This window comes from Actinopolymorpha alba DSM 45243, from assembly GCF_000373925.1.
Lineage (GTDB): Bacteria > Actinomycetota > Actinomycetes > Propionibacteriales > Actinopolymorphaceae > Actinopolymorpha > Actinopolymorpha alba.
In genome coordinates this window covers 1-21,736 of record NZ_KB892820.1, presented here as the reverse complement: position 1 = coordinate 21,736, position 21,736 = coordinate 1, and the positions used below count along the sequence as shown (strand labels likewise).

Here is a 21,736-nt window from a genome sequence, read left to right as displayed (position 1 = left end):
TGCGGTCACTCTCGCCCGAGCAGATCCTCGAACGCCTCGACGACCGCTACCGCCTCCTCACCGCCGGGCCGAAGAACGTCGCACCACGCCACCAGACCCTGCGGGCACTCATCGACTGGAGCTACGACCTGTGCACCCCAGCAGAACAACGCTTCTGGGCCCGCTCAGCGATCTTCGCCGGCAGCTTCGACCTCGCCGCCACCGAAGCCGTCTGCGCCGACGACACCCAACCCGAGGACGTCATCGACCTGGTCACCGAACTCATCGACAAGTCGATCCTCGTCCGCGAAGAACACGCGGGCCAGGCCCGATACCGCCAACTCGACCTGATCCGGCAGTACGGACGGCACCGCCTCACCGACCTCGGCGAAGAGGCCTCCGTCCGCCAACGGCATCGCCACCACTACCGGCAGTTGGCGGCCCAGGCGAACGCGCACGCGTTCGGGGCGCACCAGATCGAGTGGTTCAGCCGGCTCCAACTCGACCACGCCGACCTGCGGGCCGCACTCGAGGCGTACGCCAGCGATCCAGACGCCGGCGGGGCCGGTCTCCAGATGGCCGCGGACCTGCTCTACCACTGGATCAACAGCTACTACCTCAACGAGGGCCGCGGCTGGCTGGACCGGCTCCTCACCATCAACCAGGCAGGCACCCCCGCTCGCGCCAACGCCCTGTGGACCAGCGGGTGGCTCGCCCTCATCCAAGGCGACATTCCCGGAGCGAAAGCCATGCTTGACGAGGCCCGCGACCTCGCCGAACGGTTGGAAGCTCCGGTCGCCCTCGGCTACGCCGCGTTGTTCTCAGGCTTCCTCTCGATGTTCACCGGAGACACCCAGAAGGCGCTCGCGCTGTACGACGAGGCGCTCGCCCTGCACCGCGCCGCGGGTAACCCGCACGGTGTCGCTCTGACGTTGATCCGGTTGTCCCTGGCGCACTCGTTCCTCGGCGACTCCGACAAGGCCCGCGCCCTCGCCGAAGAATGCATCGCCGTCTGCGAGGCCGCCGGCGACGTCTGGCACAAGTCCTACGCCCTCATGGCCCTCGGCATCGAAGTCTGGCGCCAAGGCGACTACCAACGAGCCACCACCCTCGAACGCGACAGCCTCCGCATCAACCAAGCCCTCGACGACCGACTCGGCATCGCCCTCAACCTCGAGGTGCTCGCCTGGGTGGCCGCGACCGGGGACCACGAGCGCGCGGCCCGCCTGCACGGCATCCTGCGAACGCTCTGGGGGGCGATCGGTGCGGAGCTTTCGGGGTACGGCCACCTCGTCGTTTACCACGAGGAATCCCTGCGGCGAAGTCGCGAAGCCCTTGGCGAGCATGGGTTCCAGGCCATCTTCGATCAGGGCGCCACACTGGGAGTCGAGGAGGCGCTCAGGTACGCCCGCGAGGAACCCGCCCCCGCCCCGCCCAGGCCTGGCGAGCGTGCCGGCGCGCCAGTCCTCACCCGGCGGGAGGCGGAGGTCGCCCGGCTCGTCGCCCAGGGCCTCAGCAACAAGGAAATCGCCCGCCAGTTGGTGATCTCGCAGCGAACCGCGGAGACCCACGTGGAGAACATCCTTGTCAAGCTGGGCTTCACCTCCCGCGCGCAGATCGCCGCGTGGGCAGCGGAGAACGCCTGAGTGTCGGCGGCCGCTGAAACCATGCCGGGCATGAGCGCGACCTTGCGGCCGATGGTTTCCGACCTCCACGTCGAGCCGCTTGTCGATCCGGATCTGTGGGGCCGGCCGATCCAGGACGAGCGGTACGCCATCCTCGCTCGACCCTGATCTGACGCCGAGGTGCAGCCACCATGATCGTGAAGGATTTTCGTCGCTATTTGACTAATATCCTTCACGATCCTCGAACCCCCGGATCCCATCGCCTGCCGTCTCAGCATGACGCTTATTCAACACTCCTCGTACAGACAGACCGCGGCATCTTGCATGGAGCCGGAGTTCGACTTGGTGGAGATGTCTCGGCTTCTTTGCCGAAACTCCTCCGCCAAGTCACCGCAACCTCGCGAGCGATCTCGCATAGTGGGCGCGGATCTGGAATAGCCGTGCGCAGGCCGAGGGCTTTCGAATAAGCCTCATGGCGTACACAGACCGTTTCGAATACTGAGAGATTGATCGCCGTCCAGCCCGGCAAGAGCTACGGCCTCACCGCATGGGTGCGTACCTCCGGCTCACTGTCTGACGGTGCGATCGGGGTACGCGGCCGGGACGGCATCGTCAAGCAACGGAAGCTCGCGAGCCAGTCGGACTACACCAAAGTGACCCTCGACTTCGACGCCGGCAAGGAGTCGCTGGTCCAGATCTTCACCGGCTTCTGGGCCTCCGGCAAGGACACCTGGCTACAACTCGACGACATCGAACTCCGCCTTCGCTGATTGACCAGCCGCCTGACGCGGGACACTAGTGCTTAGAGGTCGCGCAGATAGGGGCACAGCCTGCGACTTCCCTATGTGTGCGACCTCTTAAGGCGCTCCGTACCCATGGCGGCTAGGTGGAGGTGGCGCGGCTTGAGCCTTTCGACGCAGGTGCTCGACACAACCACCGGGGAGCCGGCCAGCGGCATGGCCGTCAGCCTGTGGCAGTCAGTCGCGATCGAAGGCGAGGCTCCGGCCGAGGGCGCCTGGACGTTGGTCACCGAGGGGCGTACCAACGAGGACGGCCGCATCGACGCCTGGCCGGTGTGGGAAGAGGTGTACCGCCTCGTGTTCGCGACCGGGCCCTGGTGGGCCGAGCGCGGGATGCCGGCGCTGTATCCGGAGGTGGTGGTGACGTTCGCGGTCACCGATCGGGCCACCCACTATCACGTACCGCTGCTCGCGGGCCCGTTCGCGTACACGACCTACCGGGAACGCTGACCCTCCTGGGTCCGGCGGGCGCGGACCGAAACGTAGGTGAGGAGTACGACGCCCGCCACGGCCAGCGGGAGCCCGACCGCCCGGGCGGCGTCGTTGGCCCGATCGGCCCGCGCGGTCTCGGCGGCGTACTTCTGCGCGATCTCCGGTGGCGCGTCCTGGTAGGGCAGATAGGTCCCCGCGGTCAGCAGGAACGTACCTGCCGGCAGCGCGAGTCCGACGATGATCGCTACCACGCTGAGGCGCCGGAGCCGGAGCCGGGCGGCCGCGGCGAACCGGGCGGAGTTCGTCACCCGAACATTTTCCCGCAGCAGATCGTCTGCGGGTTACCCCGCCGCCGGCGATCCGTGCAGAGCGCGGCTGTTTGACGATCCAAATGATCACGTATACGTGGCTCCTGCATGCCTTGCATGGCATCGACACCATGCGAGGCAGGCAATGACCACGTTTACGTGATCATTCCGATCCCCAACCGAGGGGCAAGCCCGTTTCCAGCCGGGTGTGACACGGCGGCTCGGTCACGGCGTCGTACCGGATGAGAAGGACATAGGGAAAGGTGGCCCGGTGACCTCGGATCCGGATGACTTCGTGGAGTTCGCCTCAGCGCGTGCGCCGCAGCTCTTCCGTACGGCATACCTCCTCGCCGGCGACTGGCATCTGGCCGAGGACCTCGTGCAGACGACGTTCGGGAAGTTGTACGCCTCCTGGCGGCGGGTGCGGAACGCGGAGAACCCGGTGGCGTACGCGCACACCGTGTTGCTGCGCACCTTCCTCTCCCACCGGCGGCGGCGCAGCGCCTGGGAGGCGCCGAGTGACAACCTTCCGGAGCAGTCCGCCAGCGGTGTGGATCCGGCGTTGCGGCTCACGTTGATCGCCGCGCTGGGGCAGCTCGCGCCGCGGGACCGGGCGATCGTGGTGTTGCGGTACTGGGAGGACCGCAGCGTGGAGGAGACCGCGACGCTTCTGGGGCTGCGGTCCGGTGTTGTCCGCACGCAGAGCATGCGGGCCTTGACGCGCCTCCGTGCCCTTCTCGGTAGCGACGTTCACGACCTTGCCGGCTGTTGAGGCAGTCAGCGACCAGATCAGGAGAGGTCACCCGAGATGGCCACGCGATTCGACAACAACGACGCCCGCGATGACGGGATCAGCCGCGCCCTGCGGGACGAGGTGCGGTCAGTGCAACCGAACGTTCAGGACCTGGTGGCCGGCGGAATCGCCAACGGGCGGCGGGTGGTACGCCGGCGCCGGTTCGCCCAGGTGATCGCGGCGGGCGCGACGTTCGCGGTGCTGGGCGGGGTGGCGTACGCCATGCCGTGGACCGGCGCGCAGCCGGCCAGCATCGGTGCCGCCGCGGGTGGCCCGGCCGGGACCCCGACGCCCACCCCACCCGCGGTGAAGAAGACCATGACCACGCCCCAGGCCATGGTGCGGTTGTTGCTCGACCAGCTTCCAGCCGATGCCGAGACCGCGCGATACTCCGGTGTCTGGGAAGAGGATTGGGAGACGCGGGAACCACGCCGGGTCGGTGCGTACGCGGAGTTCACCTACGCCAACCCGCAGGGCAGGTCGAGGATGAGCATCGGGATGCGATGGAAGAATGTCCATGCTTCGGAGTTCCGCTGCCCGAAGCCGCACACGGGGGCGACCTGTGATCTCCGCAAGCTGCGCGATGGTTCGGTGCTCATTCTCGAGCAGAACCGCGAATACGCAGCCGGGCCCAAATATGGCGAGGGCAAGGGTCCGAAGGTGTGGAGCGCGCGCCTCCTGCGCAAGGACGGGATGAGCATCTTCCTCTCGGAGAACAACGCCCCGGCCCAGAAGGGCGCTCCGGAGTCCCGGCCGACGCCTCCACTCACGCTCGCCCAGCTGGAGGCGATCGTGACCAGCCCGAGCTGGCAAGCGAAGCTTGACGCTGAGTACGTCAAGGAGGCCGAGCGGCTCTTCAAGGTCGACGCTGCCCCTTCGAAGCCGCCCGCGGCAAAGATCAAGCCCGGGTCAACAACCTGATGAACCACAACAGCTAGTACCGCCATCGGGTCCCTGCTGGCGAGCAGGGACCCGATCACCTGCGCGCGCTACTCGACTCGCCGCGCCTTCCAGACCTCGGCGCTCGGCCATTGCCGGGCCCACTCCAGGTCCACGTAGTCGAAGTCGGTGCTGGCATTCTCGGGTGCGTAGACCTCGATCAGGTCTTCCAGGAGGAAGCCGGAATCCCGGAGCAGGCGGACCATCGGGCCGTGCGGCAAGGAGAAGTTGACGCTGCCGTCGGAGTTGTCGATCCGGCGCATGCCGGCCTGCTCCCGCAGCAGCGTACGCCCGGCCGGGCCCTCGTCCGGGACGCACAACGCGAGCAAGGTGGAGTCGCGGAGGAAGATGAGTTCCCCGCCTGGGCGGAGCAGTCTGGCCGCTTCGGGGATCCAGGCGTACGGATCGCACCAGCTGACGGCGCCATGCTCGCTGATGGCCACGTCGAAGCTCGCGTCGGGACAGGGCACCGACTCGGCATTCCCGTGCAGCAAGGGAAACGAGACGCCGAACTCCTGCTGCATCTGCCGCGCCGTGGCCAGCTGATGCTCGGAATTGTCGATACCGACGGGCCGGGCACCAGCCCGGGCGGCCCAGGCGGAGACGTAGCCGGTGCCACAGCCCAGCTCGATCAGGTCCTTGCCGGCAAGGTCGTCCGGGAGGACCGGCAGCTCTGACTGCGGCGTGGCCCAGATTCCCCAGTGCGGTTCGGCCGCCCACTGGGCGCGTGCCTTGGCGCCGAACCACGCCCCGTGGCGGGTGTCCCAGACCTCGCGGTTACGGCGTACGTGCTCGGGCAGGTCTGCTCCCTGACTGTCCATGCGCCCACCCAACCGCGTGGAACTCGATACCAGCAAGGCGTTATCCCCGCTGGTTTCGCGCGCATGGTCAGGCCCGGGTCAGCCGGACCTCGCCAGGAGATCGAGACCCTCGCTGATCGCGTCGATGTGCCCGGCGAACCAGTCGCCACCGGCGTCGAACTCCCAGCCGAGCGCGAGCAGCGACCAGACCACGCGGTAGAGAGTGAGCTTGCGGTCGAACTCCGGATCCGGGTCCGGCTGATACCCGCGCAGCAACACGTCAAGCGAAGCCGCGCCCGACCTGGAAAAACGGCCGAGTTCGAAATGCGGATCGCCAACCGCCACGTCGCCCCAGTCGATGATGCCGCTCAACCGACCGTGCGCGGCGAAGACGTGCCGCGGATGCAGATCGCCATGCAGGAGTACGCCACGGCGCGCGCCGTCGAGCAGGGACCGGTGGGACTCGATGCCCGCACGCAGGCGGCCGGCCAACGCGTCGTCCAGCACGGCCGCGTCGACCAGGCCGTCGAGAGTACGCACCGGCGCCGCGATGACCGCGTGCCAATCCGGGTGCGGCCCGCGAGGGCGGGCGTCCACGCCATCCCACCCGCTCGTTTCATGGAGAAAGCCGTACCCGTCAACCGCGATCTCGTGGACGGTCCGGACTTGACGACCGGCCTCGGCAAGCGCGTCGTGGCCATCGTCGACCGGCCCGCCGGGCATGCGCCTCATCAGCAGGAACGGCAGCGGAAGGGCGGCGCGGTCGAGATCGACGGCGACGATCTCCGGCGCCGGAACGCCCTCGCGGCGTACTCGCTCGCAGGCCCACGCTTCGGCGGCGATGCTCGCGGCCTGACCGGCCTTGAGCACATAGTCTCCGCTGGACGTACGGACCAGAAAGTCCTGGTTGCCGACAAAGCCGGAGAGCCCTTCGACGGACGCGTCGGGACTCCCCACCAGTGCGGCCACCGCATCGCCGACCATCTCCATGGCCATCGGCTCGCTCGCAGTCGTACTTGTCAAACCCCACCCACCTCCGCCGGCCCTCCAGTGCAACACGACAGCACCGCCCCGGGGACGGTGCTGCCAGATATTCTCCAGCCCGCTCAGGTCTGCGAACTCGCGGGCCTCAGAACCAGATCCGACGGCCTCCAACCGGGCGACCGATGGCGCCGAGAATCCAGAAAATCGCACCAATGATGATCACGATGATCCCGAGCGTCCAGAGGACAGAGATCCCAAAGACAAACCCCAGAACCAGCAGAATGACGCCGAGGATGATCACGGCTCACCTCCGAGGGTCTGGGCGCCGGCTTCCGGGAGGCCGGCGCCCATTTCCATGGTGCACATTTCGGCTCGGTGATGGGTCGGTTGGAACGAAAGAATCTGGTCAGTCGACGGGCGCCAACGCGACGACCGGAATCACCCTCGAGGTCTGGCGTTCGTAATCTCCGAAACCGGGCGATACCACCACCTGTCGGGCATAGATCTCATCGCGCTCCGTGCCAGTGATGGTGGTCGCGGTGACCGCGAACGTCTCCTCGCCCACCTCGACCGTCGCTTTGGGATCGGCCAGCAGGTTGTGGTACCACGACGGGTGCGCGGGACCTCCCCCGTTGGAGCCGAAGACGTAGCTGCGGTCGCCCTCGCGCAGATACACCAAGGGAGACGTACGCGGCTGCCCGCTCTTGGCTCCCGTCGTGGTCAGCAGGAGAAGCGGGGCGCCTTCGAACATCCCGCCCACCTTGCCGCCGTTCGCACGGAACTCCTTGATGATGCCGTCATTGAAGCTGTTGGTGTCACTCATCCCGTCCCCTTGGTCGTGAGGTTCCTCGTGTCCGCGGCGTTGCCCTTCGCAACGTTCCGAATCGGGACAACACCCCGCGTGCCGATTGACTTCCCCACGGCAGCCGTCAGAAAGAGGACAAAAACTTGATCTGGGAAAGTAATCCCACGAGGGTGGCGTCGTGGTCATGCGGAACATCCAGGTCACACCCGGCGCCGCCACCCTCCTCGCACTCCTGGCGGCGCACGGCGCGCTGTCCCGCACCGACCTGGCCAAGCACAGCGGACTGACCCAGGGCGCGGTCACCAAAGCTCTCCGCCCCCTGCTCGACGAGGGCTACGTCCACGAACTCGCGACCGAACCGGGTCGCGTGCGTGCTGTCGGGCGGCCCAGCACGCCGATCGAACTCCGCGCCGACCGTGAGGACGTCCTCGGCATCAAGCTCACCGACGACACCGCGATCGGCGTCCTCACCGACCTGCGCGCGGAGGTACGCCACTCGGCCGAGCTACCGCTGCCCTCCCCCGACGTTCCGGAGGTCGTCGGTGTGGTCGCCCGCCTGGCCAGAATCCTTCTAGAACGCCGCGACTCCGAGGGGATTCCGGTCGCCGGCGACCGGGCTCGGCGGCTCGGCCTGGCGGTGTCGGGTGACGTCGACCGCACCCGCGGCCTCGTGCGGTACTCGCCGTTCCTTCGCTGGCGGGACGTGCCGCTCGCCGACCTGGTGGCGGCCGCCACCGGCCTCTCGGTCACCGTGGAGAACGACGTCAAATCCCTTGCCTGCAAGGAACTCCTGACCGGCGCGGGGGCCGGGTTACGCAGCTTCGCAGTCGTGACGATCGGCGCCGGCATCGGGTGCTCGCTGGTCGTGGAGGGAACGCTGGTGGCGGGCGCGTTCGGGGTCGCCGGTGAGCTCGGGCACCTGGTCGTCGACCGTGCCGGGCCGGCCTGCCACTGCGGCTCCCGGGGCTGCGTCGAGGCGACGGCTTCCACCGCCGCGATCGAACACGCCCTGGCCAGCGCGACCGGCACCCAGGGCCTGAGCGTCCTCGACGGTGCCCGCCTCGCGGCCGACGGCGACGAGGCGGCGGCCCGGTGCCTCACTGACGCTGGCGACGCCATCGGTACCGCACTCGCCGCCGTCGCGAACCTCTTCGGCCCGCAGCGGATCGTCGTCACGGGCGAAGGGCTGGACGCCGGGCCCCTCATACCCGCGGCGGCCCGCGAACGGTTCCAGCGGCAGGCCTTCGCCACGGCCGCTCGCTGCGAGCTGGAGTTCCGTCCGATGCCGCTGCTGGGATGGGCCGCTGGCGCCGCCGCGGTCGCCGTACAGAACGCGTTTCGCCCGACCAACCGCACCGCTTCCAGCTCCACCGTCAGAACGAGGAGATCTGATGAAGCCCTTCAGGTACGTCAGGCAGTCCAGTAGGACCCGCAAGCTGGCCTTCGTCCTCGCCGGCACCCTCGCCGCCGTTCCGGCGTTCGGGCCGGCCGGACTGGCCGCGTCATCCGAGGATGGCAAGCGCGCCGAGACCCGCGTCATCGCCGGGCCAGGCGCGGCTGGCCAGGCAGCCGACCAGACCATCGACCCGCCGTACCGCGGGTGGAGCAGCTGGAGCATGCAGTCGAGCAACTACCCCGGTCTGAATCCGCGTGGTGGCGCGAGCTGGCTGCATGAGGAGAACGTGCTGACCCAGGCGCGGGCGATGGCGAAGGAACTCGCGGCGTACGGCTATGAGTACATCAACATCGACTCTGGCTGGTCCGCCACCTGGGAATGGCGGAGCGGCTACGACGAGCACGGCCGGCAGCGCCCCGACCCCGAGAGGTTCCCGCGGGGCATGAAGTACGTCGCCGACGAGATCCACCGACTCGGGCTCAAGGCCGGCATCTACCTGCCGGTCGGCCTGGACCGGTCGGGGTATGAGGCGGGCGACTTCCCGATCGCGGGCGCGCCAGGGTGCAGTACGCACGACATCGTCTATCCGGACCTGCGGACCACCAACGGCTGGGACTCCGCGTACAAGATCGACTTCACCAAACCCTGTGCCCAGGCGTACATCGACTCACAGGCCGCTCAGTTCGCCGAGTGGGGCTACGACCTGCTCAAGCTCGACGGGGTGGGTCCCGGCTCCTTCAAGACCGGGCCCAACTACGACAACCGTGCTGACGTGGAGGCCTGGCACAAGGCGATCGCCAAGACCGGCCGCACGATCCAGCTGGAGATCTCCTGGTCGCTCGACCGCGGGGCGATCAAGACCTGGCAGGACTACGCCGACGGTTGGCGGATCGACACCGACGTCGAGTGCTACTGCGACACCCTCGTCACCTGGACGAGTTCGGTGGACAATCGTTTCTACGACGTTCCGGCCTGGGTCCCGCACGCCGGCGCGAAGGGGTGGAACAACCTCGATGCCCTCAACGTCGGCAACGGCGAGATGGACGGCCTGACCGACGACGAACGCCGGTCGTACGCCACCTTGTGGGCGATCTCCGCGGCTCCTCTCTACACCGGTGACGACATCACCAAGCTGGACCGGCTCGGCCGGCAGCTGCTGACCAACCGGGAGGTCCTCGCGATCAACACTCAGGGCCGGCCGGCCAGCCCGGTGATCCCCCGCGCGCTGCAGCAGGTGTGGCGGGTGCAGAACACCGACGGGTCCTACACGGTCGCGTTGTTCAACCTCGACCGGCGCCCGGCGGTGGTCGACGCGCGGTGGTCTGACGTGGGCTTCGCCGGGCCGGCGGCGGTGCGCGACGTGTGGGCGGGCCGGAGCCTCGGCGTGCGGGCGGATGGGTACGCCGCGACGATCCCAGGCCACGGCACGCTGCTGCTCCGGGTCACGCCCAAGAGCCCCGCGCAGGGAATCGAAGCCGAGGCGCCGGGCAACCTCCTCACCGGGTCAGCGAAGGTGAACGAATGCCAGGGCTGCGCGGGTGGCCTCAAGGTCGGCGACCTCAGCGCCGGTGCGTCCCTGACGGTCAAGGGCATCAAGGTCGAGCGCGCGGGCACCTACGACGTCACCGTGTCGTACGTCGACGGGTCTGACGGGCGGTCGATCGGCATCGCGGTCAACGACGGGCCGGTGCAGCGGGTGGAGCTGGGCGGCGGCGCGGATGATCGCTGGGACCGGCCGCAGGGAGAGACGCTCAAGCTCGCGTTGAAGGCTGGGGAGAACACCCTCACCTTCAGCAACGTCGGCGGCTACGGACCAGACATCGACCGGGTGACGGTGCAGGCCGCAGGCCGATGAGCTGGGGCTGGGGTCGTCACCGCCTCAGGTGGTCAGCTCGAGGATGAGTTCCTCGACCTCGCAGCCGCGTATGTCCGAGTGTCCTTGGTCTTCGCCGGTGATGACGAACCCGCACCTGTCCAGGACGCGGAGCGATCCGGTGTTGTCCTTGGCCGCTCGGGCGTACAGCGGTCGCGTGGTGACGTACCGCAGGAACTCTCGGAGCGCCGCCGTGGCGATCCCCCTGCCCCAGAACTCCCGTCCGATCCAGTAGGTGACCTCCGGACCGGCGAACTCCTCGTCCACGTAACACGAGACGCTGCCGGCGATCTCACCACCGACCGTCACGGTCCTGATCGTGGTGGTCGGGTCGTCGAGGATGCGTCGCCAGTGGGCAAGGGACGCGGCGTTGTCCCGCACCACGGTGAAGGCGGCCATCTGGGTGGCCTCCGGATCCCGGTGGTGCTCGAAGAAGACCGGCAGGTCGCTTTCTCTTACTTCGCGGAGCTGAACGTCCATGCCCGCGACGCTATCCCCGACCACCGACAGGGCGTCGGCCGCCAGGATCGTGAAGGGTTCCGGCGCGGCTGCGAGCGATGAAGTTCCTGAGCGCATGGGCAGCCAGTCCGGCGTCACCCACGAGCTCCGCGGCGGCCGCCAACTGCAGGGTCAGGCTCGCTCTGTGGATCATTGCCCGGTCCAGCGTCCGGCTGTCCACGATCTGGCCCACCTGGTCGGCGCCGAAGAAGCTGATGAGTGCGGCGAGATCGATCGCCGGATCTCCCATGCAGGCGTGATCGAGGTCGATGATGCCAACGACCCGCGTACCTTTCCAACGGAGGTTGTGTGGGCCGAAGTCGCCGTGAACGAAGTACTGACCGCCGTCCTTCTCCTGCTCGACAACGCTTGAGACGACGTCCCTTGCCAACGGACGCAGGTCAAGCGGCAACCGAGGCAACAGGCGATCGGCGACGATTCCTGGCCAGGCCGCGCCACCGCACCAACTGCGGGGAGGCGGCAGAGTTTGAACCCCGGCCTTGTCGACCGCCCACAGCGCAGAAAGCACCGTCTCGATCGACCGGACCACGTCGTCCCACGAGGCATCGTCCCCGTTGCCACCCGCGACGTACGTCGTCAGCATCCCCGTCCGACCACCCGCCGTCACCACGCCCGACAGGTTGTGAGGAAGCGCGTACGGCAGCGTGACTCCCTCCAGGGCGCTCAGGACCTGATGCTCCCGATGAACCCGCTCAGGCTGCTCGCCATGGCAGGACACCCGCCCGACCACGTCGGGGGCGAGGATCGCGACCTCGTGGAAGCATGCCTCGCGTACGGTCGCGTTGCTCCAGATGTACGCCGGCCAGCGTTCCTGCAGCCATACGGAAACAGGTCCGGCATTCATGGTGGCAATCCTTCCGGTAATCACCCCATTTCCACAACAATGGGCAGTGATGAAGGAGAACACGCGGCATTCACTCGCCCCTGGATGCGCCGGGGGCGGGCTGTTCCTGCTCCAGATGGCCGGGCAGAGCGGCGTTGGCAAGAGTGCGGTCGCGCGCCAGATCGCGACCCGCACGGGCGCGGCCGTCCTCGACCTGGATCAGCTCAAGTCGACCGCGCTCGACGCCGGCGCCGACTGGGACCTGGCCGGCAAGTTGAGCTATCAGTCGATGTGGATGCTCGCGGATTCCCTGCTCGGGCAGGGGTTCAGCGTCATCCTCGACAGCCCCTGCCGGTTCGAACGAATCGTGGCCGAAGGCACCAGGATCGCCAGGGTCCACAATGCCGTCTACTGCTTCATCGAGTGCGTCCTGCCCGACCGGGACGAGTTGCGCCGGCGCCTGCGGTCCCGGCCACGACTGCGGAGCCAGATGACTGACCTGGGAGTCTCGTCCCCTGACGCACCCGCGGACGCCACCGCCGCCGCTCTGGTCCACACGCACGGGCCAGCCGTCATCCAGACCAGGCATCCCGCGAGTGCGTGGCTCGCACTGGACACTCGTCAGGATCCGGGCCGATGCGTCACGCGTGCGCTCGGCTACCTGGATGCGTGTCGTACGCGATAGCCAGGCAAGGCTCGGTTGACCTCGACGGTCACCCCAGGCGAGCATCGATCCCACGATCCCTCACCACGGCAGACCCGTTGTCTCACGGGTCGAGATGGCGCGGGCGCCGTCTCACATTGTGTACGCCTTCCGCTGCGCGAGGCGGGGCATATCCCTACCAGGCAAGGCAAATTTGCCTAGTGAGGTGGGGACTTGCCGCGTAAGGTCCGCCAAAGGGTGTACACAATGTGAGACAGGAGCTCGGCTTCTCACTATCCGATACAACCGGCTACGCCATTCGAGACAGCCGCCACCTAACGCGGAATCCCCCCGAAGCACGCTCAATTTGCCTTGCTTGGCGACGACTCGGCGCAACGAGAACCCGAGCTGGCCTCACATCCGCAGCACCTCAGCAAGACCGTGGAAACTCCGGGGGTCATAGCACCCCGGAATCTCCACGATGATGTGAGATGGCCTGCCGCATACCGCACCGGAGAAGGCGTACGCAGTGTGACACGCCACTCGCGACACGTCCGCGCCCGCGGTTCAGGTTCGCCTGATGTGGGGCGCCGACTCGCGGTGCTAGCCGAGCGGCACGTGAGACATGAGGCTGCGCCTTCAAGGATCATGAAGGATTTTGGTCATATAACGACGAAAATCCTTCATGATCATGGCCCGCCGCTCCGTCGACGTTGATCAACGATCCCGGTTCCGATTGCTCGCCGCTGCCGGCAGTCGATCCACCGCCGTTGATCAACTTCGTTCCGCAATAACCGCGCCCCAGGCGGGAGAACCTCACAGATCCTCGAGGGTGCGGCACATCGCTCGAATCGGCGCAACAAGGAAAGTCTGACCTCTTCTCAATAAACCCCTTAGGGAGATATCCCCCGCCACCCCGTCTCGTTGCTGACTTGTCCTGCCGTAACGGGGGTGCACGGAGGAGTATGGGGGTGGCACACATTCGGCTGCGGCGGGCGCGGACACCCGCGGAAAGCCCAGCCATATTCCACGAAAAGGGCATACCCGCGGGAGGGGATCATGGATTACCCGCTGCTCGGAGCATTCTTCACGATGCTGTGGTTCTTTCTCTGGATCCTGTGGATCTTCCTCCTGGTCAGGATCATCATCGACATCTTCCGCAGCCAAGACCTCGGCGGATGGGGAAAGGCCGGATGGCTGCTGCTCGTACTCATTCTCCCGTTCCTCGGTGTCTTCGTGTATGTCGTCGCGCGTGGACGTTCCATGGGCGAACGCGATTTGGCGCAGGCTTCCAAGCAGGAACAAGCGTTCCAGGAGTACGTCAGGACTACCGCCCGCATCCCGAGCCAGGCGGATGAGTTGACCAAGCTGGCCCAGCTCAAGAATCAGGGGCACATTTCTGAGGCGGAGTACGAACAAGCCAAGACAAGGCTTCTCGCCGGCTGATCACCGGAGCAGCGGAACGATCTCAGAGCGCGCGCGGCGGATGCTCGAACGTCGTTCGTAGCGTCTGCGCCTCGCCGGTTTGTGCCGAGCGGTATGCGCTCTCGATGATGTCGATGACGTGCCGGGCGTGCTCCGCCGTCACCGGCGACGGCTTGTCCTCCCGCACCCAGTCGACCAGCTGCATGATGTCCTCGAAGACGTGCGGCTCCCCCAGTTTCAGGTGCGGCCCGACGATGTGGGGCAGCAACCGTTTCGGCGCCGCGAAGTCGCCCGGTGACCGGTCGACGAAATCCCGGCCCGGGAAGTCGAACGGCGCGCCGTTGAGCAGCATCCCGTCGATCGTGCCCGCGGACCCGAAGTACCGCACGCCCCCGACCTCGGTCGCCGGGAGCCCGGCCGGGGTGCCGTACGCCACGGCGTACACGCTGTCCCCGAAGTCCAGGATCGTGATCGTGTTGTCGTCCGCGGTGGCGTCCACGCCGAGCCCCATGAACTCCCGATGAGCGACCGCCTGGCCAGAGAACGCCGTCACCCGCTTCGCCGGCCCGAGGACACTGGTCAGGCGATGCAGCGCGTACGCCGTCATGTCGTACATCGGTCCGCCGCCAGGGTTGCGGAAGTACCACGTCGGGTCGATCGGCCGGCCGCCCGGTGGCGTCAGGCGTTCCTCCTCGCGCTCGTGATACTGGCCGAACGCCGCGCCGCACAACGCCCAGCACACCCGGCCAATGGCGCCCTCGGCGATGAGTTCCCGCACCCGCGTCACCTGCGGCAGGAGGATCTCGCCGGGTGACGCCACGATCCGCAGGCCGCGCTGCTGCGCCGCCTCGATCAGCGCGTCCGCCTCCGCGACCGTGGTGCTCATCGTCTTGTTGAAGTGCACGTGCTTGCCGGCCTCGAGTGCCCGCAGGCCCTGCTCGTAGTGGATCCCGATCGGGGACGCGATGGTCACGGCGTCCACCTGATCGTCCGCCAGCAGGTCGTCCAAGGTGGTGTAGTAAGCGGGTACGCCGTACTCCTCGGCGGCCGCCTTCGCGCGCTCCTCCACCGGATCCAGGAGCGCACGCACCTGAACCCTGTCTTGGACGTCGGGCTGCGTGAGGTGAGGAAGGATACCGCGCAGCACGACGGCACCGACACCGACGATTCCCAGGCCTATCGGACTCATGCCGCCATGATGGTGCCTCGCGGACAGGCCTGGCAGCCGGCTGCCCGTTCTTGGCCGGCCGGCGACTGCCCGCTCCTGGTCGGCGACGCTCAGGGTGTGTCGGTCACCAGGCGCAGGGCTGGCCGGCGCGCGCGCAGACCCGCCAACTCCGCTACACGTTCGCGAGGCCAGGCGAGTTGGGCAGCGAGCTCTGCAAGCGTCAACCCGTGCTTGGCGGCAAGGTCGAACGACTGCGCCAGCAACACCGGTTGCTCGCCCGGATAGCCCGAGACGGGCTCGCTGGGAAACAACCCCTGGCTCCTCATCTCGCCCAGCCGCTGGTAAGCCCGGCTCGCCGACGAGCTGGACAGCACGCCCAGCTCCCGGCAGCGGTACAGAAGCGAGTCGATCGAGACCCCCCACTCCGCCCGCAGCTGGGCGAGGGCCGTGAAGTCGGCCCGCGTAGGAAGCTCGGGCGCGATGCTGTCCCGAGGCGTGAGGAACTCCGCGGCGAACGCGTCCGCTTCGCGCTCGTGCCGGACGTCGCCGGGCGCGGTGTCGCCGTGGAGGACCAAGTGCCCCAACTCGTGCGCGGCCGTGAAGCGGTGGCGGTAGACGTCGTCGGCGCGGTCGGGAGTGAGGACGACCAGCGGGCGGGGCAGCCGCGAGGTGGAGAACGCGTCGATCCTGGCCGCCTCCACGCGATCGATCGGGAGCATCGTGACCACGATCCCGCGACTCTCCATCACCCGCACCAGGTGCGCGATCGGCCCGGCGCCGAGACCCCAGTGCGCGCGGAGGGCACGAGCGGCTGACGCGGGGTCGGCGTACGACTCCGCCGAGGTCACCTCGCCGCCGGCGAAGCCCGGAATGTCGACGACTGGAAGGCGTACGCGGCACTCCAGCGCATGGGTCAGCTCCCACACCTGCGAGGCGAAGGCGACGGCCTTCTCACGTTGGGCGATCCTGGTCGAACGCAGGCTGCGGAAATGCGTGACGGAGACGTCGAGCTTGGCGTGCGGGCGCCCGGCGGCGAAGAACGCGACGGGTACGCCGAGCAGCTCGGCCAGGCGCGACAGCAGCTGCGGGCGCGGCCTGGTCACTCCCGCTTCGTACTGACCGACAGCTGCCGGCGTCACGCCAACCAGATCGGCGAGGTCCTTCTTGGTCAGCCCGGCGAGCTGGCGCGCCTGGGTGAGGCGGGCGGGGTCGAACGCCCGCGCCACCTCGCCCGGGGCAGGCTCAGACGGATGGGCGGACCGAAGGGCCGACAGGTGTGGGTCGTCAGCTCTGGCCATGGTCGCGTACGTCCGGCTCGCCGGGCCGCCGCTCGCTCTCCGGCGGCGCGTCGAACGCCCGCTCGCTCGGTGGCCGCAGATTGATCACGATGCCCGGCTCGTCACCCCGGTCGAATCGCCCGCCGCTGGCCGCTACCTCGGCGTCGTCGCGGGCCTCCTCGCCGGCGTCGTCGGGAACGACGCTGAGCACGTTGGCCTGGCGTGCTCCCGCCGCTGGGCCAGCGGACGCCGGGAGCGGCAACGACTCATGCTCACCCCACTCGAGCTCGCCGTCGCCGCGGTGCTCAGCCTGGCCCCAACCGAGATTCAGAAGCCCCGACTCCATGCTGCAGGCGTAGGCGACGACGATCAGCTGCGTGTCGGCACCAAGCTGGGGAAACGCCGGGTAGGACTGCGCGGGATAGAGGTCGGCCCACGTCTCGTCGAGGAGCGGCTGGGCATGCGCCACCTCGGCTCCGTGCGCACCGAACAACCGCACCCGCTGGTCGGAGACCGGCTTGCGCAACCTGGCCTTGTCGATGGCTATGCCGACCCGATCGGCGTAATGCAACGGGAAGAACGCGTGACCGGCCAACACGGCGAGTTGGTAGCCACCGAGCGTCGCGACCCGGGCACCCTCCAGCGGCGTGATCGCGGCGATCAGCTCGGCGTGCTGGCGTTCCCAGAGAGCGGTGCCATAGACCCGCCGCGACAGGGTGCCGGCGCTGTCGTGCGCGTCGCGAGCCCGCGCGTGCGCGGCGGCGAGAGCCCGGGGGATGCGTTCCCGTAAGGTCTCCACCTGCGCACCGAAGACACGCCCGGCCCAACCTCCCTGCGGTGGCACCCGACCCATGGGGCTCCCCCGTTCTCCATCAGCTGTGCTGTGTGGTTCTTCGGATGTGCTGCGGACCTGGACTCGCCGCGACCGCCACTTCATCGGTGATCAGCGGAATGTCGGGATCACTTTAGTCGATCGCGGCGGATTCCCGCTCGAGCGCCAGCGGGCCGTCATGAAGGCGTGCTCCCGGTCACCTACCGCAACCGTGAACGCCGCGCATACGGTGAGCGTTGTGAGGGGAGGCTGGTGGTTCGACTCAGGGATCGCCGGCACAAGGCGGCAGTGGTGACGGCAGGGGAGGCGGGAGTCGTGGGACAGGACACAAGGAATCGACCCGAACGATCACAGGAGACGGAACCCTCGCCCACCCCCGACCGGGAGCGCTGCGCGCTGCGCGTCGCCGTGCGCACCGACCAGGGAAGGCTCCGTCTCCGCAACGAGGACGCCGTCCTCGTCGACCACGAACGCTGCGTGTTCGCCGTCGCGGACGGTATGGGTGGCCACCCGGCCGGGGACGTCGCGTCCCGGGTGGCGGTCGAGCATCTGCCCGCGCTGATCGCCAGCGCACTCGGCTCCCCGCTCGACGCCGTGGGGGCGACCCTGCCGAAGGCCGCGCCGGGTGACGTCGATGCCGCCCTCGAGCGCGCCCTCGTGGAGCTGAACGACGTCATCCTCGCCGAGGCGGCGCAAGACCCCGATCACGTCGGGATGGGCACGACCGTCGTACTCGCCCTCTTCACCGGACTCACCGCGCACGTCGCGCACGTCGGCGACAGCCGCGCCTACCTCTTCCGGCCGGGCGAGCTGCACCAGTTGACCGAGGACGACTCGCTGGCGAACGCGTTGATCCGCGGCGGGGTCGCCCCCGACGACGCCCGCCACCATCCGTACGCCGAGCGTCTCACCCAGGCGGTCGGGACGGCCGGCGGGATCCAGCCGACGGTCCGCGGGTTCGAGCTGTCCGCCGGTGACCGCTTGCTGCTGTGCTCTGACGGCCTCACCCGGATGCTGGTGGACGCGCGGATCGGCATGATCCTTGCGACCGAACCCGACCCGGAGGCGGCGAGTCAGGCCCTCGTCGACGCCGCGAACCACGCTGGCGGTGAGGACAACATTTCCGTCGTCCTCATCGACGTACGCGACTCATGACGCTGCGGGTGGCGCGCGACCAGCTGGTGGCCTACCGCCTGCTGGTCAACCATCTGACCGTACGCCTGCCGGTGGGTGCGTACGCCGAGGCGGCTCGGTTCGCCTTGCAGGATTCGGCTCCTCGCTCCGCGCTGCTCTCCCTGCATGCCCGGGTTGACGGGTGCGAACCATCGGCCTGGTCCGATCCGCGGCTGCTTCAGACCTACAGCCCGCGCGCCGCCGTTCACGTCGTTCCCCTTGCCGACTTCGGAATCTTCACCATCGGACGGCTGCCGAGTGATCCCGAGACCCGCCAGGCGATCGAATCCGCGGCCGACCAGGTATGCGCCGCGCTCGACGGCGGCGAAGTCCGCGCCCGGGACCTTCCACCGCACCTCGGGCCGAGTCTCCGGCTGGGCGCCGCGAGTGGGCGGATCGCGCTCCGGTGGACCACCTCGGCCCTTTACGCACGCGAGATTCCCGCGCCGGCCATCGACCCGGAGGTCGCACGCCACGAACTCTGCCGGCGTCATGTTCAGGCGTTCGGGCCGACCACGCCGGCGGCTTTCGCGTGGTGGGCGGGACTTCCGAAATCGGATGCGAACGAGGTCTGGCTGGCGCTCGAGAAGGAACTACTTCCGGTGGAATGTGGGGGCGAACCCTCCTGGCAGTCGGCCTGGATCCTGGCGGCGGCCGAGCCCCTGATGCGGTCGGCTCCCCCGATGCGGGGTGTGCGGTTCCTGCCGGGTGAGGAGTGGGGAATCTTCGGCAAGGATCGCACGGGGATGTTCGTGGGGCCTGGGAACAACGGCCGATCGCCCTTGCTCGACTGGTATCACCCGCACGGGCTGGTCGTCGACGGAACCATCGTCGGCACCTGGGGACGCCGGGGTGGTCGGGTGCAGGTCAAGCTCCGCCGTTCCCTTGCTGAGAAGGTAGGTACGCTCGCCGAGACGCGGGCCGCGATCGAGGCCGAGGGGCTTTCGCTTCCTATTCCCGGAGCGCGGATGGCCGTTGAAATCCAGGAATTCGCCTAGCATTTCAGCAACGTCAGCGGGCGCGCCGCCGGCCGACACGTACCCGAGGGCTCAGATCACTTCGAGGCTGTCAATGCCGGGTAGCGCTGGAAATGGTGCGTGTGGCTCACGCTGATACCACCAGGCAGTGGAGGCGATGTCGTCCTGCAGCGGCAGATAACGACCCGGGCCACCGAGCCCCGACCGCCAGCCGAGTGCCTGGACGGTGACCCGGAGGTCCTCCTCGAACCTGATCGGATCCGGAACGTGCCAACGGTAGAGCCCGAACCGCTGCTGGCTTTCCATGAATCCGTCACCGTGGAGTACCTGCGGCATCCCAAGGTACGGCGTGGTGTAAGTGCCGTACTGCCCCTTCGGATGTTCGAAGGCCCATGCCCCGCCGAAGTAGTCCTCCGTGCCGGTCCCGCAGATCGTCGGGAACTCTCCGTCCCCGTCGAGGTAGAACTTCAGCTCCCCTTCGCCCCACCAGCCGCCGTTGTTGCTCCCCCAGGCCAGATACGTGCCGACGTAATGGCCCTGCCCTTGTACGCCGTCGAGAATGGTGTGGACCTCGGCGTACGGCAGCGGATTGCTACGGCGCCACTGCGCATGGAGGTACGCCCGATCCGCCGGCACGTCAGTCAACGCGTACGTGGCTTGGTAGAAGAATCCCTTTACCTCTTCGGGGCTGAGGTTCTCGACGGTGATGAGGGCGTGCTCGCGAAACGGCATCTCCCAATAGGAGTTGAATCCACCCGTCGGGTTCACCGCCACGGGAATCGAGCTCACCTGGGAATGACGTCCCCAACCCTGGCAGAAGAAGTCACCCAGCGGCACCTCGACCGACGGGGAGTCCTCACCATCCCAGTAACAGCGGAGCACGAGCTGCCGCCAGTGTCTTGGGTGCACCGTGATCCACAGGTGCTGGATCGCGCCCGGACCTTCGATGTCGGCGAGGGTGAGCGTCGTCGAGCCGGCGAGGTCGACAGCTGGTGAGATCTTCCAGCCGTGTCCCAGGTCTCGTGCGGATGCGACTCCTATCCCCTCGGCGGCCGAGCCACCGCGCCCCTTGGCGCCCGTGGGGTTCTCGGCGCTGATCGAACGAGTCTTCGCGGAGGACAACCGCGAAAGGTTGCCAAGATGCACACCAAGGCCGTTGAAGTCAGCCATCGATTTCCCTTCACGCGCCGAACAGTTCTCGATCCAACCGGCCGCTCACCTGGTCGTCAAGGCAGCGTTTCTGGCCAATGTGGACACCGTCCTTGCCGCCAGCGCGGAGCCGGCCCGGAATGATCCAGCCTCTGGACTCCGCCCTCGCGGCCGCTGGCATGAAGGCGGCGGATTTCGAGGAGCGCGCGCGAGGATCGACAAGCTGGGAGACGGGACGATCAAGCGACTTGGTTTCGTTCCCTGGTCGGGCTGGCAAGAGCCCGCGCCACTTCGGGAGTTCAACGACATCGCACTCGGCCATCTCTTTGGCTCACATCTTGCGATCCTTATGGACGTCACCTGAGCACGGCTCCTTGCATCGCTAAACACCTTGAAAATAAGGGTTCTTGCCGAGCTTATCGGTTGCGGGAGTGATCTTGAGAGGGTAGGATCGAACGTATGAGCGACGACGATGGTGTGCGGATCTCTCCGCTCCCGCCCGGGTTTGGCGACATGCTTCCCGGTCCGGAGTTGGTGGCCGCGCTCGCTGGCGTCGATCGGTCTGCCTGTAACGGGTTCGAGGTGGGGGAGCTGGTCCGCGCGGGGCGGAAGGTTGCCCGCTGGGCTGAGGCGTCGAGCCTTGGCGACACGCAGATCCTGGCGCACTGCCCACCCTGCTTCAAAGATGATGAGGCGGAACGCTCGTCTCCGCCGGAGCCGCGCGCGGCCGAACTGCTGGCGCCGATGTTGGGCTGGACCAACTACCGCGCCGACCAGTTCATGCTCATCGCCCTCGCCCTGACCGATCTGCCGAACACCCGCGGTGCGTTGGAACGCGGGGAACTCGAATACTCCGAGGTGCGGACGATCGTCGACCGGCTCACCCTCCTACCCCCAGCTGACCGCACAGCAGTGGATGAGGCGATCTTCCCCGAGGTGTTGAAACTGCGGGGCGGGCTGCTACGGCTCTATGTTGAAGCCGAAATCATCAAGGTGGACCCGGAGGCGGCGAAAGA

Annotated in this window: 23 protein-coding genes and 1 pseudogene; 13 read left to right on the top strand and 11 right to left on the bottom strand. The window is 67.8% G+C overall.

Annotated elements, in window-relative coordinates; genetic code table 11:
* The 3 genes from B141_RS52030 to uraH all read left to right on the top strand — a co-directional run.
* Positions 1–1,625: ATP-binding protein (locus tag B141_RS52030; protein WP_020580128.1), on the top strand; the 1,625-nt coding region annotated here is incomplete at its 5' end.
* A 485-nt stretch (positions 1,626–2,110) separates the two neighbouring features.
* On the top strand, positions 2,111–2,374 hold the full coding sequence (locus B141_RS44800; RefSeq protein WP_020580126.1) for a hypothetical protein: 264 nt from the start codon (positions 2,111–2,113) through the stop codon (positions 2,372–2,374).
* 132 nt (positions 2,375–2,506) lie between these two features.
* Positions 2,507–2,854 (top strand): hydroxyisourate hydrolase, encoded by a 348-nt coding sequence (gene uraH, locus B141_RS0136525; protein ID WP_026257910.1) that lies wholly within the window; start codon positions 2,507–2,509, stop codon positions 2,852–2,854.
* On the opposite strand, the gene B141_RS0136520 is transcribed toward uraH, so the two are convergent.
* The gene (locus tag B141_RS0136520) at positions 2,839–3,144 is read right to left on the bottom strand and encodes a hypothetical protein (RefSeq protein WP_020580124.1); all 306 of its coding nucleotides are present in this window, start codon (positions 3,142–3,144) and stop codon (positions 2,839–2,841) included. The two genes, uraH and B141_RS0136520, sit on opposite strands and share 16 nt — an antisense overlap.
* A gap of 271 nt (positions 3,145–3,415) precedes the next feature.
* Between B141_RS0136520 and B141_RS0136515 the strand changes: the two genes are divergently transcribed.
* Both B141_RS0136515 and B141_RS0136510 read left to right on the top strand, forming a co-directional pair.
* Positions 3,416–3,916, top strand: a complete 501-nt coding sequence (locus B141_RS0136515) for a SigE family RNA polymerase sigma factor (protein ID WP_020580123.1) — start codon at positions 3,416–3,418, stop codon at positions 3,914–3,916.
* A 36-nt stretch (positions 3,917–3,952) separates the two neighbouring features.
* Entirely contained in the window at positions 3,953–4,858 is a 906-nt protein-coding gene (locus tag B141_RS0136510) for a hypothetical protein (protein ID WP_020580122.1), read from the top strand.
* 68 nt (positions 4,859–4,926) lie between these two features.
* Here the strand turns inward: B141_RS0136510 and B141_RS0136505 are convergent, their stop codons facing one another.
* The 4 genes from B141_RS0136505 to B141_RS0136490 form a co-directional block, all read right to left on the bottom strand.
* Positions 4,927–5,697, bottom strand: coding sequence for a class I SAM-dependent methyltransferase (locus B141_RS0136505; protein WP_020580121.1), 771 nt, complete (start codon positions 5,695–5,697; stop codon positions 4,927–4,929).
* A 78-nt stretch (positions 5,698–5,775) separates the two neighbouring features.
* Positions 5,776–6,699 carry an aminoglycoside phosphotransferase family protein gene (locus B141_RS0136500; RefSeq protein WP_157181568.1) on the bottom strand — a complete coding sequence of 308 codons (924 nt, stop codon included), beginning with the start codon at positions 6,697–6,699 and terminating at the stop codon, positions 5,776–5,778.
* 106 nt (positions 6,700–6,805) lie between these two features.
* Positions 6,806–6,961 (bottom strand): hypothetical protein, encoded by a 156-nt coding sequence (locus B141_RS50480; protein WP_020580119.1) that lies wholly within the window; start codon positions 6,959–6,961, stop codon positions 6,806–6,808.
* 105 nt (positions 6,962–7,066) lie between these two features.
* Positions 7,067–7,483: a nitroreductase family deazaflavin-dependent oxidoreductase gene (locus B141_RS0136490; protein WP_020580118.1), complete on the bottom strand. Its 417-nt coding sequence runs from the start codon at positions 7,481–7,483 to the stop codon at positions 7,067–7,069.
* Between the two features lie 166 nt (positions 7,484–7,649).
* Here B141_RS0136490 and B141_RS44795 point away from each other — a divergent pair, with 166 nt between their 5' ends.
* Both B141_RS44795 and B141_RS0136480 read left to right on the top strand, forming a co-directional pair.
* Positions 7,650–8,891, top strand: a complete 1,242-nt coding sequence (locus tag B141_RS44795) for an ROK family protein (RefSeq protein WP_063828709.1) — start codon at positions 7,650–7,652, stop codon at positions 8,889–8,891.
* On the top strand, positions 8,857–10,716 hold the full coding sequence (locus tag B141_RS0136480) for an alpha-galactosidase D (protein WP_020580116.1): 1,860 nt from the start codon (positions 8,857–8,859) through the stop codon (positions 10,714–10,716). The genes B141_RS44795 and B141_RS0136480 overlap by 35 nt, the downstream gene beginning before the upstream one ends.
* 24 nt (positions 10,717–10,740) lie before the next feature.
* Here B141_RS0136480 and B141_RS0136475 read toward each other — a convergent pair whose 3' ends face one another.
* Together B141_RS0136475 and B141_RS0136470 are read right to left on the bottom strand one after the other, a co-directional pair.
* Positions 10,741–11,214, bottom strand: coding sequence for a GNAT family N-acetyltransferase (locus tag B141_RS0136475; RefSeq protein ID WP_020580115.1), 474 nt, complete (start codon positions 11,212–11,214; stop codon positions 10,741–10,743).
* A 10-nt stretch (positions 11,215–11,224) separates the two neighbouring features.
* Positions 11,225–12,097 carry an aminoglycoside phosphotransferase family protein gene (locus B141_RS0136470; protein WP_020580114.1) on the bottom strand — a complete coding sequence of 291 codons (873 nt, stop codon included), beginning with the start codon at positions 12,095–12,097 and terminating at the stop codon, positions 11,225–11,227.
* A 49-nt stretch (positions 12,098–12,146) separates the two neighbouring features.
* Here B141_RS0136470 and B141_RS46630 point away from each other — a divergent pair, with 49 nt between their 5' ends.
* Together B141_RS46630 and B141_RS0136460 are read left to right on the top strand one after the other, a co-directional pair.
* Positions 12,147–12,761, top strand: a complete 615-nt coding sequence (locus tag B141_RS46630) for a P-loop nucleotide/nucleoside kinase family protein (RefSeq protein WP_020580113.1) — start codon at positions 12,147–12,149, stop codon at positions 12,759–12,761.
* A 1,017-nt stretch (positions 12,762–13,778) separates the two neighbouring features.
* Complete coding sequence (locus tag B141_RS0136460) at positions 13,779–14,165, top strand: SHOCT domain-containing protein (RefSeq protein WP_020580112.1); 387 nt, start codon at positions 13,779–13,781, stop codon at positions 14,163–14,165.
* A 22-nt stretch (positions 14,166–14,187) separates the two neighbouring features.
* On the opposite strand, the gene B141_RS0136455 is transcribed toward B141_RS0136460, so the two are convergent.
* From B141_RS0136455 to B141_RS46625, 3 genes are all read right to left on the bottom strand, one after another.
* Positions 14,188–15,333, bottom strand: coding sequence for a Gfo/Idh/MocA family protein (locus B141_RS0136455; protein ID WP_020580111.1), 1,146 nt, complete (start codon positions 15,331–15,333; stop codon positions 14,188–14,190).
* A gap of 89 nt (positions 15,334–15,422) precedes the next feature.
* On the bottom strand, positions 15,423–16,610 hold the full coding sequence (locus tag B141_RS0136450) for an XRE family transcriptional regulator (RefSeq protein ID WP_020580110.1): 1,188 nt from the start codon (positions 16,608–16,610) through the stop codon (positions 15,423–15,425).
* Positions 16,597–17,442, bottom strand: coding sequence for a hypothetical protein (locus tag B141_RS46625; RefSeq protein WP_020580109.1), 846 nt, complete (start codon positions 17,440–17,442; stop codon positions 16,597–16,599). Before B141_RS46625 ends, B141_RS0136450 begins: the two co-directional genes overlap by 14 nt.
* 231 nt (positions 17,443–17,673) lie before the next feature.
* On the opposite strand from B141_RS46625, the gene B141_RS0136440 reads away from it, so the two are divergent.
* Complete coding sequence (locus tag B141_RS0136440; protein WP_157181567.1) at positions 17,674–18,576, top strand: PP2C family protein-serine/threonine phosphatase; 903 nt, start codon at positions 17,674–17,676, stop codon at positions 18,574–18,576.
* Positions 18,573–19,592, top strand: a complete 1,020-nt coding sequence (locus B141_RS0136435) for a DNA glycosylase AlkZ-like family protein (RefSeq protein ID WP_020580107.1) — start codon at positions 18,573–18,575, stop codon at positions 19,590–19,592. Before B141_RS0136440 ends, B141_RS0136435 begins: the two co-directional genes overlap by 4 nt.
* Positions 19,593–19,643: 51 nt before the next feature.
* On the opposite strand, the gene B141_RS0136430 is transcribed toward B141_RS0136435, so the two are convergent.
* Positions 19,644–20,741, bottom strand: a complete 1,098-nt coding sequence (locus B141_RS0136430) for a glycoside hydrolase family 172 protein (RefSeq protein ID WP_020580106.1) — start codon at positions 20,739–20,741, stop codon at positions 19,644–19,646.
* Here B141_RS0136430 and B141_RS0136425 point away from each other — a divergent pair.
* Together B141_RS0136425 and B141_RS44780 are read left to right on the top strand one after the other, a co-directional pair.
* Positions 20,728–21,084 (top strand): hypothetical protein, encoded by a 357-nt coding sequence (locus B141_RS0136425; RefSeq protein WP_026257906.1) that lies wholly within the window; start codon positions 20,728–20,730, stop codon positions 21,082–21,084. The genes B141_RS0136430 and B141_RS0136425 overlap by 14 nt on opposite strands.
* A gap of 95 nt (positions 21,085–21,179) precedes the next feature.
* Positions 21,180–21,736, top strand: a pseudogene (locus B141_RS44780) (HNH endonuclease); the annotation flags it as partial.

What these genes read in the sequence shown, in the direction of transcription:
- B141_RS0136470 (WP_020580114.1), bottom strand. Translation starts at nt 12,097, where the DNA reads ATGAATGCCGGACCTGTTTCCGTATGGCTGCAGGAACGCTGGCCGGCG.
- B141_RS0136455 (WP_020580111.1), bottom strand. Translation starts at nt 15,333, where the DNA reads ATGAGTCCGATAGGCCTGGGAATCGTCGGTGTCGGTGCCGTCGTGCTG.
- B141_RS44795 (WP_063828709.1), top strand. Translation starts at nt 7,650, where the DNA reads ATGCGGAACATCCAGGTCACACCCGGCGCCGCCACCCTCCTCGCACTC.
- B141_RS0136435 (WP_020580107.1), top strand. Translation starts at nt 18,573, where the DNA reads ATGACGCTGCGGGTGGCGCGCGACCAGCTGGTGGCCTACCGCCTGCTG.
- B141_RS46625 (WP_020580109.1), bottom strand. Translation starts at nt 17,442, where the DNA reads ATGGGTCGGGTGCCACCGCAGGGAGGTTGGGCCGGGCGTGTCTTCGGT.
- B141_RS0136490 (WP_020580118.1), bottom strand. Translation starts at nt 7,483, where the DNA reads ATGAGTGACACCAACAGCTTCAATGACGGCATCATCAAGGAGTTCCGT.
- B141_RS0136510 (WP_020580122.1), top strand. Translation starts at nt 3,953, where the DNA reads ATGGCCACGCGATTCGACAACAACGACGCCCGCGATGACGGGATCAGC.
- B141_RS0136505 (WP_020580121.1), bottom strand. Translation starts at nt 5,697, where the DNA reads ATGGACAGTCAGGGAGCAGACCTGCCCGAGCACGTACGCCGTAACCGC.
- B141_RS0136480 (WP_020580116.1), top strand. Translation starts at nt 8,857, where the DNA reads ATGAAGCCCTTCAGGTACGTCAGGCAGTCCAGTAGGACCCGCAAGCTG.
- B141_RS46630 (WP_020580113.1), top strand. Translation starts at nt 12,147, where the DNA reads ATGAAGGAGAACACGCGGCATTCACTCGCCCCTGGATGCGCCGGGGGC.
- B141_RS0136430 (WP_020580106.1), bottom strand. Translation starts at nt 20,741, where the DNA reads ATGGCTGACTTCAACGGCCTTGGTGTGCATCTTGGCAACCTTTCGCGG.
- B141_RS0136460 (WP_020580112.1), top strand. Translation starts at nt 13,779, where the DNA reads ATGGATTACCCGCTGCTCGGAGCATTCTTCACGATGCTGTGGTTCTTT.
- B141_RS0136475 (WP_020580115.1), bottom strand. Translation starts at nt 11,214, where the DNA reads ATGGACGTTCAGCTCCGCGAAGTAAGAGAAAGCGACCTGCCGGTCTTC.
- B141_RS0136450 (WP_020580110.1), bottom strand. Translation starts at nt 16,610, where the DNA reads ATGGCCAGAGCTGACGACCCACACCTGTCGGCCCTTCGGTCCGCCCAT.